Genomic DNA, 15,527 nt, shown 5'->3' on the forward strand with positions numbered 1-15,527 from the left:
GACGTCGCGAGCCCTACCTTTCCGGCATACGGCCCGTCTGCACCAGCGACGTGGCCCCGCGCCGCGACACGAAGTACCCGCGGCCCGGCGGCATCGGCCGCGGCCGGGCGGTGCCGAGCAGGTCGCCCTCCGACGGGTCGCCCGAGAGGACCACGCCCTGCGCGCCCAGCTCCTTGATGCGCTGCATGAACGCCTCGTACATCGAGCGCGAGGCGCCCGCGCTGTTGCGGGCGATGATGAAGCGCACGCCGGTGTCCCGGGCGAACGGCAGGTACTCCGCCAGCGGCGCCAGCGGGTTCCCGGCGCTCGTCGCCACCAGGTCGTAGTCGTCGACGATGATGAAGACCTGCGGGCCCGACCACCAGCTGCGGTCCCGCAGCTGCTGCGGGGTCACGTCCTGCGGCGGCTGGCGGCGCGCGAAGACGCCCGAGAGCGCCTCCATGTGCATCTGCATGGAGCTCGCCATCGGCGCGTACTCCAGCAGGTGCTCCTCCGGCAGGCTGCCGAGCAGCGCACGGCGGTAGTCGCCCACGACGAGCTTCGCCTCGTCGGGGGAGTAGCGCTCGCCGATCTGCTTGGCGATCAGACGCAGCAGGTTCGTCTTGCCGGACTCGCTCTCGCCGAAGATGAGGAAGAACGGGTCGGTGTCGAAGTTGACGAAGACCGGCTCAAGCCGCGTCTCGTCGATGCCGATCGCGATGCCGTGCTGCGGGAACTCGAAGCCCTTCGGCAGCCGGTCGGCCGACAGCTTGTGCGGCAGCAGGCGCACCGGCGGCGTGGCCGGCCCGTGCCAGGCGGAGCGCACCGCCTCGACGAAGGCCGCCGTGCCCGCCGCGAGATCGCTCGCCGAGCTCGACCCGTCGATCCTCGGCAGCGCCCCCATGAAGTGCAGCTTCTCCGGCACCTGGCCGCGCCCGGGCACGCCCGTCGGCACGTTCGCCGCGACCTTGCGGTCGAACTCGGAGTCCATGACGTCACCGAGCCGCAGCTCCAGACGCCCGAGCATCTGGTCCTTGAGCGCCGCCCGCACCTCCATGTAGCGGGCCGCGGTGATCACGACGTGGATGCCGTAGCCGAGGCCGCGCGCCGCGAGGTCGGCGACCAGGGGCTCCAGGCCCTCGTACTCGTTGCGGAAGCCGCCCCAGCCGTCGATGACCAGGAACACGTCGCCCCAGGCCTCGTTCGGCAGCTCGCCCGCCGCGCGCTTGCGCCGGTAGGTGGCGATGGAGTCGATGTTCTGCGAACGGAAGAACTCCTCGCGCCGGTTGAGCACGCCGAGCACCTCGGCGACCGTACGGCGCACCCGCTCCGGGTCGAGCCGGGACGCCACCCCGCCGACGTGCGGCAGGTCGGCCAGCGAGGACATGCCGCCGCCACCGAAGTCCAGGCAGTAGAACTGCACCTCGGCCGGGGTGTGGGTGAGCGCGAACGACGAGATCAGCGTCCGCATCAGGGTCGACTTGCCGGACTGCGGACCGCCGACCACCATCATGTGGCCCGCCGCGCCGGAGAAGTCCCGGTACAGCACCTCACGCCGCTGCTCGAACGGCTTGTCGATCAGGCCGAGCGGGACCGTCAGGCCACCCGGACGGGTGTACTCCGTCGCCGTGAGCCCCCGGTCCGCGGTCTGCGCGAGACCCGGCAGGAGCTGGTCGAGCGAGGGCGCCTGGTCCAGCGGCGGCAGCCACACCTGGTGGGCGGGCACGCCCTGCCCCTCGAGGCGGCGCACGATCACGTCGAGGACGGTGTCCGCGAGCGCGTCGTCCTCCTCCGCCCGCTGCGCCGTCAGATACGCCGGGTCGGGCGCCGCGTACACCACCGGCACCGGCGAGGCCGTGAACAGCGCGGGCCGCCGCTCGATCGGCAGCTGCCCGGCCTCCAGGCGCGGACCGCCCGTGCGGTACGTGCCCGAGACGTACGCCGCCTTGAAGCGGGTCATCTCGTCCGTACCGAACTTCAGATAACCCGAACCCGGCACCGACGGCAGGTGGTAGGCGTCCGGCACGCCGATCGCCGTGCGCGACTCGGCCGCGGAGAACGTCCGCAGACCGATCCGGTACGACAGGTACGTGTCCAGGCCGCGCAGCTTGCCCTCCTCCAGGCGCTGCGAGGCGAGCAGCAGGTGGACGCCGAGCGAGCGGCCGATGCGGCCGATCTGGATGAACATGTCGATGAAGTCGGGCTTGGCGGTGAGCAGCTCGCTGAACTCGTCGATGACGAGCACGAGCGAGGCCAGCGGCTCCAGCGGGGCACCCGCCGCCCGCGCCTTCTCGTAGTCGTGGATGTTGGCGTAGTTGCCCGCCGAACGCAGCAGCTCCTGGCGCCGCTGCAGCTCGCCGCGGATCGCGTCGCCCATGCGGTCGACCAGCGTCAGGTCGTCCGCGAGGTTGGTGATGACGGCCGCCACGTGCGGCATCTGCGACATGCCCGCGAAGGTCGCGCCGCCCTTGAAGTCCGCGAGGACGAAGTTCAGCGTCTCCGAGGAGTGCGTCACCGCGAGACCGAGCACCAGCGTGCGCAGCAGCTCCGACTTTCCGGAACCGGTCGCGCCCACGCACAGACCGTGCGGGCCCATGCCCTCCTGCGCGGCCTCCTTCAGGTCCAGCATGACCGGCTGGCCGTCCTCGCCGACACCGATCGGCACCCGCAGCCGCTCCGCGACCGACCTCGGCCGCCAGGTCCGCGCCACGTCCACCGACGCCGCGTCGCCCAGGTTCAGCAGATCGGTGAAGTCCAGGTTGGCCAGCAGCGGCTCGTCGTCGTCCCCGCCGCCCATCCGCAGCGGCGCCAGCTGCCGGGCCAGCGCCTCCGCGGCCGGCAGCGACATGACGTCCGGCACGCCCTCGTACGCGAAACCGCCACCCGACTCCAGGCGCAGCCGCCCGGGCCGTACGATCACGGACAGACCGCCGCGCGGCTCGTCGAGCTCGCCGGAGACCACCTCGACGATGGTCACGCCCTGCAGGCCCTCGGCCGCCGCGAACAGCGAGTCCGGCGGCACCATCCCGCCGTCCAGGATCACCACCACGTGCGGCTGGTCGAGGACCGGCTGGTTCTCCCGGCTGAAGCGCGGCCGGCCGTCCAGCTTCGAGCGGATCAGCTGCTCCAGCTCGCCCAGGTCGTCCCCGAACAGCCGCTTCGTGCCCGCCCCGTCGACCGTCCCCGGCACCTGCGCGTGGGGCAGCCACTTGGTCCAGTCCCAGCGCTCCTGCGCGCCCCGCGCCGCCACCACGGCCAGCATCAGGTCCTCGGGGGAGTGCAGGGTCACCAGCTGCGCGACCAGAGCGCGCGCCGCGGACTGCGCCGCCTCCGGGTCACCGGAGACCGTCACGTGGTAGAAGGCCCGCAGCGACACCGCCATCGGCAGCCCGTCCAGGGTGCCGTGCACCGCGAGGAACTGCTGCATCGCCCCCGCGCACAGCGGCTCCAGCTCGTCGACCGGCGCCGTCTCCGGCGCCACCAGCGGCGTCGCCAACTGCTGGGCGCCGAGCCCGATCCGGGCCTGCGCGAAGTCGGCGTCGCCGACCCGGCGCTCCCAGACCCGCGACCCCTCGGCGACCACCGACCACAACTGCTCGGGCGCCGGGTGCAGATACAGCTGCGCGTCCCGCTGCCGGCGCGCGGTGCGCCGCACCGTACGCCGGGTCTGGGCGAGGTATTTGAGGTAGTCCCGCCGGACATCGGCCATTTGCCCCTGCGACCCCCGGCGGAACCTGACGAACTGGGCGATCGCCATGCCGATGGTCGACGCCAGCATCAGCGTGCCCATGATCCGCATGATCGGCGACGGCGTCATGAAGAAGAACACCACGGACGAGCCCATGCCGAGCATCGGCAGGAGCTGCATCAACGCCGACTCCTGCTGTCCCCGCGGCAGTTCCGGCGGAGACTCCAGGACCAGTTCCTCGCTGGGTACTTCCGGAGGAAGGGACCTCGGCGGGCGTTTGACGACGATCTGGCTCACCGGCGCATCAATCCCTCGTTACGGGCGGGCTCGTGGAGGGAACTTCCGCACCGGCGCCCCCGTCGGCTGTGTGCAATGCGGACCCCCGAGACGACCAGGATCCTACTTGCAGCCACTGACACCGGTGCCCGGTAGGGTGGCCCGGCATCGTGCGCAACCGCGAATCAGGGGGTCCAGACACGTGAGTACGACCGCAGCGACCGGTTTCTGCCGCGTCACCGTCGTGGCGCCGGACAGCCGCATCGACGTCGCACTCCCCGAGGACATCGCCGTCGCCGACGTCTACCCGGAGATCCTCCGGCTCACCGGCCAGACCCAGCCGGCCGGCGCCCCCACCGGCTACCACCTGGTCCGCCGCGACGGCTCGGTCCTCGACGGCGCCCGCACCCTCGCCGCCCAGCAGGTCCTCGACGGCGAGGTGCTCTCGCTGCGCCCCTTCGCGCAGTCGCTGCCGCCCGCCGTCTACGACGACGTCTCCGACGCCGTCGCCTCCGCCGTCACCCGCGACCGTCACCTGTGGAGCGACGAGCTGCTGCGCGGCGCCGGACTCGTCGGCGGCGTCCTGCTCCTGGTCCTCATGGGCTTCGTGCTCTGGTTCGCCGACCCGGTCCGCCACGACATGCACAGCCTGCCCGGCATCATCGCCGGAGCGGCCGGCGTTCTCCTCACCGCCTTCGCCGGCGTCCGCGCCCGGGTCTACGGCGACCGGGCCACCGCCGTCGCCCTCGGCCTCGGCGCGCTGCCGCTGCTGCTGATCGCCGGCTCCGGGATCATCGCCGCCGACGCGGGCCAGGGCCCCGGCCGGCTGCAGTTCCTGCTCGGCTGCGTCACCGTCCTGGTGGCCGCCGTCGCGCTCGTCGCGCTCACCCCGAGCGGTGACGCCCCCTTCGTCGCCGCGACCTTCCTGGCCGCCGTCGGCACCCTCGCCACCTTCGTCGCGATCCTCACCGAGGCATCGGCCACCCAGACCGCGTCCGTGTGCGTGCCCGTCGCCATCGGCCTGGTCGCCTTCCTGCCCGGCCTGTCCGCCCGCTTCGCCCGGCTCCCCATCGGCTACGCCGCCCCGCGCAGCGCCACCGACGAGGAGTTCCTCGCCGACCCGCACCAGCCGGCCCCCGAGCAGGCCCAGCCGGTCGACGGCGAGCGCATCGCCCTGCAGGCCCGCCGCGGCCACGAGATGCTGCTCGGCCTGGTCGGCGGCTGCGCGGCCGTCGTCGTCGGCTCCTGCGCCGTCCTCGGCTTCGCCGGGAACGTGTGGGGCCAGCTCCTCGCCCTGGCCGCCGGCCTCGCGATGCTGCTGCGCGCCCGGCTGTTCCGCTACACCGCCCAGGTCACCTGCGTCCTGGTGGCCGGCCTCGCCGCCATCGCCCTGCTGGTCCTCGGCCTCTCCCTGAACCCGCCGGTCGACCTGGTCAAGGACCTGCTCATGTACGGCGACCGCGGCGGCCTGGACATCCGTACGATCTGGCTGTCGGCGGCCGTCGCCGCCGGCGCCGCCCTGGTCACCGCGATCGGCCTGATCATCCCGCGCAAGGGCCTCTCGCCCTTCTGGGGCCGGCTGCTCGACCTCACCGAGGGCTTCGTGCTGCTCTCCCTGGTGCCGCTGTGTCTCGCGGTCCTGGACGTCTTCATGCGGGCCCGCTCGCTGACCGGCTGAGCGGCCGGCCGCCCGGCCGGGGCCCGTCAGGGGCGTGGCCGCGAGCTGGTACGCTGGGTGACGGCCGTTTGTGTACGCGTTCCCGGAAAGCCACGGGCCTCCCGTGAAGATCGGGGAGCAGCGCTCATCGGACCTTCGCTCCCGAGTCACGGAAGTTTCCCCTGAGACCAAGACCAGGGGCACTCGTGGGCGCACGAACCAAGAGGAGATCCGCGTGGCTCTCGACGCCGCCGTCAAGAAGCAGATCATGGCCGAGTTCGGCACCAAGGAGGGCGACACCGGCTCCCCCGAGGTCCAGGTCGCGATGCTGTCCCGCCGCATCTCGGACCTGACCGAGCACCTCAAGACCCACAAGCACGACCACCACTCCCGTCGTGGTCTGCTGATCCTGGTGGGCCAGCGCCGCCGCCTGCTGCAGTACCTGGCCAAGAAGGACATCCAGCGCTTCCGTACGCTGGTCGACCGCCTCGGCATCCGCCGCGGTGCGGCCGGCGGCGCCAAGTAAGACGCTTGAAGGGAGCGGTTCCCACTTTCAGGGGGCCGCTCCCTTTGCTGTACGTGCGCGATGTACCCACCGGCACTTAGTCTGGTCACACAACGCCACACCCACGCGCGAGAAGCAGCCGGCACGCCGCCGGTCCTCGGTAGTGGCCCCCGGGCATCGTCCCCGGGTGCTTCGATCGAAGACCGGCCCCGCCACGACAGCGCTTCTCCCGCACCGTCCCGGGCCATACGGGCCCGGGACGCAAAGACGCAAACGTAGGAGAAACCGCTAGTGGAGAACGAGACCCACTACGCCGAGGCCGTCATCGACAACGGCACCTTCGGCACCCGCACCATCCGCTTCGAGACCGGCCGCCTCGCCAAGCAGGCCGCCGGCTCCGCCGTCGCCTACCTCGACGACGACACCATGGTCCTCTCGGCGACCACCGCGTCGAAGAAGCCCAAGGACCAGCTCGACTTCTTCCCCCTGACGGTCGACGTCGAGGAGCGGATGTACGCGGCCGGCAAGATCCCCGGCTCCTTCTTCCGCCGGGAGGGCCGCCCCTCCGAGGACGCGATCCTCACCTGCCGCCTGATCGACCGCCCGCTGCGCCCCTCCTTCAAGAAGGGCCTGCGCAACGAGATCCAGATCGTCGAGACGATCATGGCGCTCAACCCCGATCACCTCTACGACGTGATCGCCATCAACGCCGCCTCCTGCTCCACGCAGCTGGCCGGCCTGCCCTTCTCCGGCCCGATCGGCGGCACCCGTGTCGCCCTGATCAAGGGCCAGTGGGTCGCGTTCCCGACGCACACCGAGCTCGAGGACGCCGTCTTCGACATGGTCGTCGCCGGTCGCGTCCTGGAGGACGGCGACGTCGCGATCATGATGGTCGAGGCCGAGGCCACCGAGAAGACCATCGAGCTCGTCAAGGGCGGCGCCGAGGCGCCGACCGAGGAGGTCGTGGCCGCCGGTCTCGAGGCCGCGAAGCCGTTCATCAAGGTCCTGTGCAAGGCGCAGTCGGACCTCGCCGCCAAGGCCGCCAAGCCCACCGGCGAGTTCCCGGTCTTCCTCGACTACCAGGACGACGTCCTGGAGGCGCTCACCGCCGCGGTCAAGAGCGAGCTGGCCCAGGCGCTCACCATCGCCGGCAAGCAGGAGCGCGAGGCCGAGCTCGACCGCATCAAGGAGCTCGCCGCCGAGAAGCTCCTCCCGGCCTTCGAGGGCCGCGAGAAGGAGATCGCGGGCGCCTACCGCGCGCTGACCAAGAAGCTGGTCCGCGAGCGGATCATCAAGGACAAGGTCCGCATCGACGGCCGCGGCATCACGGACATCCGTACGCTCGCCGCCGAGGTCGAGGCCATCCCGCGCGTGCACGGCTCGGCGCTGTTCGAGCGTGGCGAGACCCAGATCCTGGGCGTCACCACCCTCAACATGCTCCGCATGGAGCAGCAGCTGGACACCCTCTCCCCGGTGACCCGCAAGCGCTACATGCACAACTACAACTTCCCGCCGTACTCCGTCGGCGAGACCGGCCGCGTTGGCTCGCCCAAGCGCCGCGAGATCGGCCACGGCGCGCTCGCCGAGCGCGCCATCGTGCCGGTCCTCCCGACCCGCGAGGAGTTCCCCTACGCGATCCGTCAGGTGTCCGAGGCCCTCGGCTCCAACGGCTCGACGTCCATGGGCTCGGTCTGCGCCTCCACCATGTCGCTGCTGAACGCCGGTGTGCCGCTGAAGGCCCCCGTCGCCGGCATCGCCATGGGTCTGATCTCCGAGGAGATCGACGGCCAGACGCACTACGTCGCCCTCACCGACATCCTCGGTGCGGAGGACGCCTTCGGCGACATGGACTTCAAGGTCGCCGGTACGAAGGAGTTCGTCACCGCCCTCCAGCTCGACACCAAGCTGGACGGAATCCCGGCCTCCGTCCTGGCCGCGGCCCTCAAGCAGGCCCGTGACGCCCGCCTCCACATCCTCGACGTGATGATGGAAGCGATCGACACCCCGGACGAGATGTCCCCCAACGCCCCGCGGATCATCACCGTCAAGATCCCCGTGGACAAGATCGGCGAGGTCATCGGCCCCAAGGGCAAGATGATCAACCAGATCCAGGAGGACACCGGCGCCGAGATCACGATCGAGGACGACGGCACCATCTACATCGGTGCCCAGGTCGGCTCGCAGGCCGAGGCCGCCCGCGCCACGATCAACGGCATCGCCAACCCGACCATGCCGGAGGTCGGCGAGCGCTACCTGGGCACGGTCGTCAAGACCACCACCTTCGGTGCGTTCGTCTCCCTGCTCCCGGGCAAGGACGGCCTGCTGCACATCTCGCAGATCCGCAAGCTCGCCGGTGGCAAGCGCGTGGAGAACGTCGAGGACGTGCTCGCGGTCGGCTCCAAGGTCCAGGTCGAGATCGCCGAGATCGACCAGCGCGGCAAGCTCTCCCTCATCCCCGTGATCGAGGGCGAGGACGAGGCGAAGGACGACACCGACCAGTGACGTCCCGCAGTTCCGCGACGACGGCCCGCCCCTCCTCCGAGGGGCGGGCCGTCGCCCGTACCCAAACGCTTCTCCCGGGCAAGGACGGCATCGGCACGGTCCGGCGCACCACCCTCCCCGGCGGCCTCCGCATCGTCACCGAGACCCTGCCCTCCGTGCGCTCCGCCACCTTCGGCATCTGGGCGCACGTCGGCTCCCGCGACGAGACCCCGGCGCTCAACGGCGCCACCCACTACCTGGAGCACCTCCTCTTCAAGGGCACCCGCAAGCGGTCCGCCCTCGACATCTCCGCCGCCATCGACGCGGTCGGCGGCGAGATGAACGCCTTCACGGCGAAGGAGTACACCTGCTACTACGCCCGGGTCCTCGACACCGACCTGCCGCTGGCGATCGACGTCGTCTGCGACATGCTCACCGACTCGCTCATCCTCGAAGAGGACGTCGACGTCGAGCGCGGCGCGATCCTCGAAGAGATCGCGATGACCGAGGACGACCCGGGCGACGTGGTCCACGACCTCTTCGCGAAGACCATGTTCGGCGACACCCCGCTGGGCCGCCCGGTGCTCGGCACGGTCGAGACGGTCACCGCCCTCGACCGCGCCCGGATCGCCCGCTTCTACAAGAAGCACTACGACCCGACCCACCTGGTCGTCGCAGCCGCCGGCAACGTCGACCACGCCACGGTGGTACGCCAGGTCCGCCGCGCCTTCGAGAAGGCCGGCGCCCTCACCCGTACCGACGCCGTCCCGGTCGCCCCGCGCGGCGGACGGCGCACCATCCGTACGGCGGGCAGGGTCGAGGTGCTCGGCCGCAAGACCGAGCAGGCCCACGTGGTCCTCGGCATGCCGGGCCTCGCCCGTACCGACGAGCGCCGCTGGGCGCTGGGCGTGTTGAACACCGCCCTCGGCGGCGGCATGTCCTCCCGCCTCTTCCAGGAGGTCCGGGAGAAGCGGGGCCTCGCCTACAGCGTCTACTCGTACACCTCCGGATTCGCCGACTGCGGCCTGTTCGGCGTGTACGCGGGCTGCCGGCCCGGCCAGGTCCACGACGTGCTGAAGATCTGCCGGGACGAGCTCGACAAGGTCGCGAGCGACGGACTGACCGACGAGGAGATCACCCGCGCCATCGGGCAGCTCTCCGGATCGACCGTCCTCGGACTTGAGGACACCGGCGCGCTGATGAACCGCATCGGCAAGAGCGAGCTGTGCTGGGGCGACCAGATGTCGGTCGACGACATGCTGGCCAGGATCGCCGCGGTCACCCCCGACGACGTGCGCGAGGTGGCCCGCGATGTACTGGAGCAGCGGCCCTCGCTGTCGGTGATCGGCCCGCTGAAGGACAAGCAGGCGGACCGCCTCCACCAAGCGGTCTCCTGACCCACCCGTCCCTTAAGGAAGAGCAATGAGCAAGCTGCGCGTGGCGGTCCTCGGAGCCCAGGGCCGTATCGGCTCCGAGGCGGTCAAGGCGGTCGAGGCCGCCGAGGACATGGAACTGGTCGCGGCCCTCGGCCGCGGCGACAAGCTGGAGTCGCTGGTCGAGGCGGACGCCCAGGTCGCCGTCGAGCTGACCACCCCCGCCTCGGTCATGGGCAACCTCGACTTCTGCGTGCGCCACGGCATCCACGCGGTCGTCGGGACCACCGGCTGGACCGACGAGCGCCTCGCGCAGCTTCGGGGCTGGCTCGACCAGTCTCCCGCAACCGGTGTCCTGATCGCCCCGAACTTCTCCATCGGCGCGGTCCTCACCATGAAGTTCGCGCAGATCGCGGCCCCGTACTTCGAGTCCGTCGAGGTCGTCGAGCTGCACCACCCGAACAAGGTGGACGCCCCCTCCGGCACCGCCACCCGCACCGCCCAGCTGATCGCCGAGGCCCGGTCGAAGGCAGGCTGCGCCCCGCAGCCCGACGCCACGACCACCGCCCTCGACGGGGCGCGCGGCGCGGACGTGGACGGCGTGCCCGTCCACGCGGTACGCCTGCGGGGCCTGCTCGCCCACCAGGAGGTGCTGCTCGGCGGCGAGGGCGAGACGCTCACCGTCCGCCACGACTCGCTGCACCACTCCAGCTTCATGCCGGGCATCCTGCTGGGCGCCCGCCGCGTGACGACCGCCCCGGGCCTCACCTTCGGCCTGGAGCACTTCCTGGACCTGGGCTGACGGTCATGGGCGGAAAGATCACGTACGTCTTCCTCAGCACCGTCCTCGTCCTCGTCTTCGCGGTGGTGGGGATGGAGGGCGTCCTGCTCCTGCTGACCGGCGAGCCGGCGGCGATGGGCATGGGGGCGGTGGCGTTCCTGCTGCCGTTGGTCGGCGGCTGGTTCCTGTGGAAGAACACCCGCTTCGCGCGCCGGGCGAACCGCCTGGCCGCGGAGCTGGAGGCCGAGGGCGGGCTGCCCGTCGACGAGCTGAAGCGGACGGCGGGCGGCCGGATCGACCGGGACTCGGCCGACGAGGTGTTCGCCCGGCGCAAGGCCGAGACGGAGGACGCGCCGGACGACTGGCGCTGCTGGTTCCGGCTCGCGGTGGCGTACCACGACGCCCGTGACACCCCGCGCGCCCGCAAGGCGATGCAGCGGGCGATCGCCCTCCACGAGGGCCGTACGGCCGACGCCTAGCGGACCTGGGCGCCCGCGGGCTCGGCGTATTCGGCGGCGTACTCGGGGGCGTATTCGGCGTTCCAGGCCTCGATGGAGTCCGCGGCGCGGTCGAAGGCCTCGACGCGCGAGAGGAAGTCGGCGTTGTGATCGGTGAGCAGGGGAGCCTGCTCACCGTTCGGCCGTACGAGGACGAGGGCCTGGCCCTGCACGGTACGGGGGAGCCCCAGCCAGCGCACCGGCTGCTGCGTGGTGCGCACGGCGGAGACCTGGTCCCAGGGGACGGTCCTCGTCGAGAAGAAGGCGACGTGCCGCAGCCCGGCCCGGCTCACCCACACTCCCATGCGCAGCAGGCGCAGGGCGGCGCAGATGACCACCGTGGCCAGGCCGAAGGTGAACAGGGACCCGCCGAACGCCCCCGCGACGGCGATGATCACGGCCGCGAGCAGGACGAACGAGGCCAGCAGCAGCGCGATCGCGGCGATGCCCACCCGCCACGGACCGGGCCGGTACGGCCGACGCCACTGGTCGTGGTCGTCGAACGGCAGGGCGATGTCGTCGGTCGTGTCGAATGCACGGTCGGCCGTCAGAAAGGGCAGGGGCACGACGGGTCCTCACTCACAAGCACGTTCGGGGCTGTGCCGGGAGGCTACCTCAGCGGCCCTGGGAAGCCTCGGACTGCTGCTGGTGCCCGCTCGCGTCGCCGGGCTGCAGGGACGGCATGCCGAAGACGAGGGAGCCGACGAGCCCCGCGACGACGGTCAGTCCGAGGAGGGTACGGCCGAGGATCTGGGATGCGGTGGGACGCTCGCGGGGCGGCGGAGTGACGTTACTGCGGAAGCGGTCGGACTCCGCGACGAACGCGAACGGGACGGCCTCTCGCCGGGGCGACATCAGGGTCACTCTCCTTTGCATCACTATGCGTGGGTGTAGGGGGTGTGGTCACTGGTAGAGACGATCGAGCCGCAGGTTTGGTGCCGTTTTTTCATCAAAGCGGCCGAATCTCCGAGCGCGGTGGCCCCGCAGCGGACATACGTACGAACTTCACTGGCGAAGTGTCCGTATTGCGACGTTTCGTGAAGTTCATCTAGGCTGATCAAACGGACCCGGCACTGCTTGAACCCCCGAGCAGGCAGTGCCGGGCTCCGCATATCCCGTCCCCCGAGGGGGGACCCGGCGTTGAGCAGCGAGTAGCGTGTTACCCATGGCTCCGATCTCCACTCCGCAGACCCCCTTCGGGAGGGTCCTCACCGCCATGGTCACGCCCTTCACGGCGGACGGCGCACTCGACCTCGACGGTGCCCAGCGACTCGCCACCCACCTCGTGGACGCCGGCAACGACGGCCTCGTCGTCAACGGCACCACCGGCGAGTCCCCCACCACCACCGACGCGGAGAAATCGCAGCTGGTACGGGCCGTCCTGGAGGCGGTCGGCGACCGCGCCCACGTCGTCGCCGGCATCGGAACCAACGACACCCACCACACCCTGGAGCTCGCCCGCGCCGCCGAGCGCGACGGCGCACACGGCCTGCTCGCCGTCACGCCGTACTACAACAAGCCCCCGCAGGAGGGCCTGTACCGGCACTTCTCGGCCATCGCCGACGCCACCGAGCTCCCGGTGATGCTCTACGACATCCCCGGCCGCAGCGGCGTCCCGATCGACACCGAGACGATCGTCCGGCTCGCCGAGCACCCCCGGATCGTCGCCAACAAGGACGCCAAGGGCGACCTCGGCCGCGCCAGCTGGGCCATCGCCCGCTCCGGCCTCGCCTGGTACTCCGGCGACGACATGCTCAACCTGCCGCTGCTCTCCGTGGGCGCCTGCGGCTTCGTCTCCGTCGTCGGCCACGTCGTCACCCCCGAGCTCCGCGCGCTCCTGGAGGCCCACCTCGCGGGCGACGTCCAGAAGGCCACCGAGGTCCACCAGCGGCTGCTCCCCGTCTTCACCGGCATGTTCCGCACCCAGGGCGTCATCACCACCAAGGCCGCCCTCGCCCTCCAGGGCCTGCCCGCCGGCCCGCTGCGCCTGCCGCTCGTGGAGCTCTCCGAGCAGGAGACCGCCCAGCTCAAGGTCGATCTGGCCGCCGGCGGGGTACAGCTCTGACAACGAAACTTCACAACTGAAGACGCGTAACTGAACAGATCAACCGAACAGACGTAACTGAAAACAACAGCAAGTGCACGATTGTCATGCGCGCCACGTGCCGAGCCGGTACGTGGCGCGCGTGGTGAGGAGAGACTTTTGAGCCATCCGCATCCCGAACTCGGCGCCCCGCCGAAGCTGCCCAAGGGCGGCCTCCGCGTCACCCCCCTCGGCGGGCTCGGTGAGATCGGCCGGAACATGACGGTCTTCGAATACGACGGCCGTCTGCTGATCGTCGACTGCGGCGTCCTCTTCCCCGAGGAGGAGCAGCCCGGCATCGATCTGATCCTGCCCGACTTCACCACCCTCCAGGACCGCCTCGACGACATCGAGGGCATCGTCCTGACCCACGGCCACGAGGACCACATCGGTGGTGTGCCGTACCTGCTCCGCATGAAGCAGGACATCCCGCTCATCGGCTCCAAGCTGACCCTCGCGCTCATCGAGGCCAAGCTCCAGGAGCATCGCATCCGCCCCTACACCCTCGAGGTGGCCGAGGGGCAGCGCGAGCGGTTCGGCCCCTTCGACTGCGAGTTCATCGCCGTCAACCACTCCATCCCCGACGCCCTGGCCGTCGCGATCCGCACCCCCGCGGGCATGGTCGTCCACACCGGCGACTTCAAGATGGACCAGCTCCCGCTGGACAACCGCCTCACCGACCTGCACGCCTTCGCGCGCCTGAGCGAGGAGGGCATCGACCTCCTCCTCACGGACTCGACGAACGCCGAGGTCCCGGGCTTCACCCCGCACGAGCGCGACATCTCCAACGTCCTGCGGAACGTCTTCGCCAACGCCCAGAAGCGCATCATCGTGGCCAGCTTCGCCAGCCACGTGCACCGCATCCAGCAGATCCTGGACGCCGCCCACGAGTACGGCCGCCGGGTCGCCTTCGTCGGCCGCTCCATGGTCCGCAACATGGGCATCGCCCGCGACCTCGGCTACCTCAGGGTCCCCGCCGGCCTGGTCGTCGACGTGAAGACCCTCGACGACCTCCCGGACGACGAGGTCGTGCTGGTCTGTACGGGCTCGCAGGGCGAGCCGATGGCCGCCCTGTCCCGGATGGCCAACCGCGACCACCAGATCCGGATCGTCCCCGGCGACACCGTGATCCTCGCGTCCTCGCTCATCCCCGGCAACGAGAACGCGGTCTACCGCGTGATCAACGGCCTGACCCGCTGGGGCGCCAACGTCGTCCACAAGGGCAACGCCAAGGTCCACGTCTCGGGCCACGCCTCGGCCGGCGAGCTGCTGTACTTCTACAACATCTGCAAGCCGAGGAACCTCATGCCGGTCCACGGCGAATGGCGCCACCTGCGCGCCAACGCCGAGCTCGGCGCGATGACGGGCATCCCCAAGGACCACATCGTCATCGCCGAGGACGGCGTCGTCGTCGACCTGGTCGACGGCCGCGCCCGCATCACCGGCAAGGTCCAGGCCGGCTACGTGTACGTCGACGGCCTCTCGGTCGGCGACGTCACCGAGACCTCCCTGAAGGACCGCCGCATCCTCGGCGAGGAGGGCATCATCTCGGTCTACGTCGTCGTCGACTCGACGACCGGCAAGATCGTCGGCGGCCCCCACGTCCACGCCCGCGGCTCCGGCATCGAGGACTCCGCCTTCGACGCGGTGCTCCCCAAGATCGACCAGGCCCTGAACAAGTCCGCCCAGGACGGCGTGGTCGAGGCGCACCAGCTCCAGCAGCTGATCCGCCGCACGGTCGGCAAGTGGGTCTCCGACACCTACCGCCGCCGCCCGATGATCCTCCCGGTGGTCGTCGAGGTCTGACGACCGGCCCTCCCGAGGGCACGACGACGGAGCGGGGCGCCTCGATTTGCATCGGGGCGCCCCGCTCCAGTACGTTTACGGCTCCGCCAGAACGGGAAGCCCCGGGCGCCGCCGTGCGCCAGGAGAGTGAACCGGGAGGCGGGAAATCCGACTCAGAACTTCTGATAAAGTCGGAGCCGCCGGAAAGGCCCGAAACGACGAAAGTCGAATAGGACCCGGAAAGCACCGAGGAAATCGGATCGGAAAGATCTGATAGAGTCGGAAACGAAGGAAGCGCCCGGAGGAAAGCCCGCGAGGGGGAGTACAAAGGAAGCGTCCGCACCTTGAGAACTCAACAGCGTGCCAAAAATCAACGCCAGATTAGTTGATACCCCGTCCATCTTCGGATGGTCGAGGTTCCT

General features: G+C 70.6%; 12 protein-coding genes. 8 read left to right on the forward strand and 4 right to left on the reverse strand.

Going from position 1 to position 15,527, the window contains the following annotated elements; translation table 11 throughout:
* Nucleotides 1-13: 13 nt before the first annotated feature.
* Nucleotides 14-3,964, reverse strand: coding sequence for a type VII secretion protein EccCa (eccCa, locus tag ABTZ91_RS31400; protein ID WP_352080619.1), 3,951 nt, complete (start codon nucleotides 3,962-3,964; stop codon nucleotides 14-16).
* A 181-nt stretch (nucleotides 3,965-4,145) separates the two neighbouring features.
* Here eccCa and eccD point away from each other — a divergent pair, with 181 nt between their 5' ends.
* From eccD to ABTZ91_RS31430, 6 genes are all read left to right on the forward strand, one after another.
* Nucleotides 4,146-5,621, forward strand: coding sequence for a type VII secretion integral membrane protein EccD (eccD, locus tag ABTZ91_RS31405; protein ID WP_352080620.1), 1,476 nt, complete (start codon nucleotides 4,146-4,148; stop codon nucleotides 5,619-5,621).
* Between the two features lie 214 nt (nucleotides 5,622-5,835).
* A complete protein-coding gene (gene rpsO, locus ABTZ91_RS31410; protein ID WP_128976159.1) occupies nucleotides 5,836-6,126 on the forward strand; it encodes a 30S ribosomal protein S15 in 291 nt (96 codons plus the stop codon).
* A gap of 270 nt (nucleotides 6,127-6,396) precedes the next feature.
* Nucleotides 6,397-8,607, forward strand: a complete 2,211-nt coding sequence (locus ABTZ91_RS31415; RefSeq protein WP_352080621.1) for a polyribonucleotide nucleotidyltransferase — start codon at nucleotides 6,397-6,399, stop codon at nucleotides 8,605-8,607.
* The gene (locus ABTZ91_RS31420) at nucleotides 8,604-9,983 is read left to right on the forward strand and encodes a pitrilysin family protein (RefSeq protein WP_352080622.1); all 1,380 of its coding nucleotides are present in this window, start codon (nucleotides 8,604-8,606) and stop codon (nucleotides 9,981-9,983) included. Before ABTZ91_RS31415 ends, ABTZ91_RS31420 begins: the two co-directional genes overlap by 4 nt.
* A gap of 25 nt (nucleotides 9,984-10,008) precedes the next feature.
* A complete protein-coding gene (dapB, locus tag ABTZ91_RS31425; protein WP_352080623.1) occupies nucleotides 10,009-10,761 on the forward strand; it encodes a 4-hydroxy-tetrahydrodipicolinate reductase in 753 nt (250 codons plus the stop codon).
* A 5-nt stretch (nucleotides 10,762-10,766) separates the two neighbouring features.
* Entirely contained in the window at nucleotides 10,767-11,219 is a 453-nt protein-coding gene (locus ABTZ91_RS31430; protein ID WP_352080624.1) for a hypothetical protein, read from the forward strand.
* Here ABTZ91_RS31430 and ABTZ91_RS31435 read toward each other — a convergent pair.
* Together ABTZ91_RS31435 and ABTZ91_RS31440 are read right to left on the reverse strand one after the other, a co-directional pair.
* Nucleotides 11,216-11,803 (reverse strand): PH domain-containing protein, encoded by a 588-nt coding sequence (locus tag ABTZ91_RS31435; protein WP_352080625.1) that lies wholly within the window; start codon nucleotides 11,801-11,803, stop codon nucleotides 11,216-11,218. The genes ABTZ91_RS31430 and ABTZ91_RS31435 overlap by 4 nt on opposite strands.
* Before the next feature lie 49 nt (nucleotides 11,804-11,852).
* Entirely contained in the window at nucleotides 11,853-12,092 is a 240-nt protein-coding gene (locus tag ABTZ91_RS31440) for a hypothetical protein (protein WP_352080626.1), read from the reverse strand.
* Nucleotides 12,093-12,402: 310 nt separating this feature from the next.
* On the opposite strand from ABTZ91_RS31440, the gene dapA reads away from it, so the two are divergent.
* Together dapA and ABTZ91_RS31450 are read left to right on the forward strand one after the other, a co-directional pair.
* Nucleotides 12,403-13,302, forward strand: a complete 900-nt coding sequence (dapA, locus tag ABTZ91_RS31445) for a 4-hydroxy-tetrahydrodipicolinate synthase (RefSeq protein ID WP_345485201.1) — start codon at nucleotides 12,403-12,405, stop codon at nucleotides 13,300-13,302.
* A gap of 138 nt (nucleotides 13,303-13,440) precedes the next feature.
* The gene (locus ABTZ91_RS31450; RefSeq protein ID WP_352080627.1) at nucleotides 13,441-15,126 is read left to right on the forward strand and encodes a ribonuclease J; all 1,686 of its coding nucleotides are present in this window, start codon (nucleotides 13,441-13,443) and stop codon (nucleotides 15,124-15,126) included.
* A gap of 152 nt (nucleotides 15,127-15,278) precedes the next feature.
* Here ABTZ91_RS31450 and ABTZ91_RS31455 read toward each other — a convergent pair.
* The coding region (locus tag ABTZ91_RS31455; protein WP_352080628.1) for a hypothetical protein at nucleotides 15,279-15,527 on the reverse strand (249 nt) is incomplete at its 5' end.

The sequence above is a fragment of the Streptomyces sp. NPDC126499 genome (assembly GCF_040302485.1).
Lineage (GTDB): Bacteria > Actinomycetota > Actinomycetes > Streptomycetales > Streptomycetaceae > Streptomyces.

Excerpts from the sequence above, each read along its gene's own strand:
- dapB (WP_352080623.1), top strand. The coding sequence starts at position 10,009 with ATGAGCAAGCTGCGCGTGGCGGTCCTCGGAGCCCAGGGCCGTATCGGC.
- ABTZ91_RS31430 (WP_352080624.1), top strand. The coding sequence starts at position 10,767 with ATGGGCGGAAAGATCACGTACGTCTTCCTCAGCACCGTCCTCGTCCTC.
- ABTZ91_RS31440 (WP_352080626.1), bottom strand. The coding sequence starts at position 12,092 with ATGTCGCCCCGGCGAGAGGCCGTCCCGTTCGCGTTCGTCGCGGAGTCC.
- dapA (WP_345485201.1), top strand. The coding sequence starts at position 12,403 with ATGGCTCCGATCTCCACTCCGCAGACCCCCTTCGGGAGGGTCCTCACC.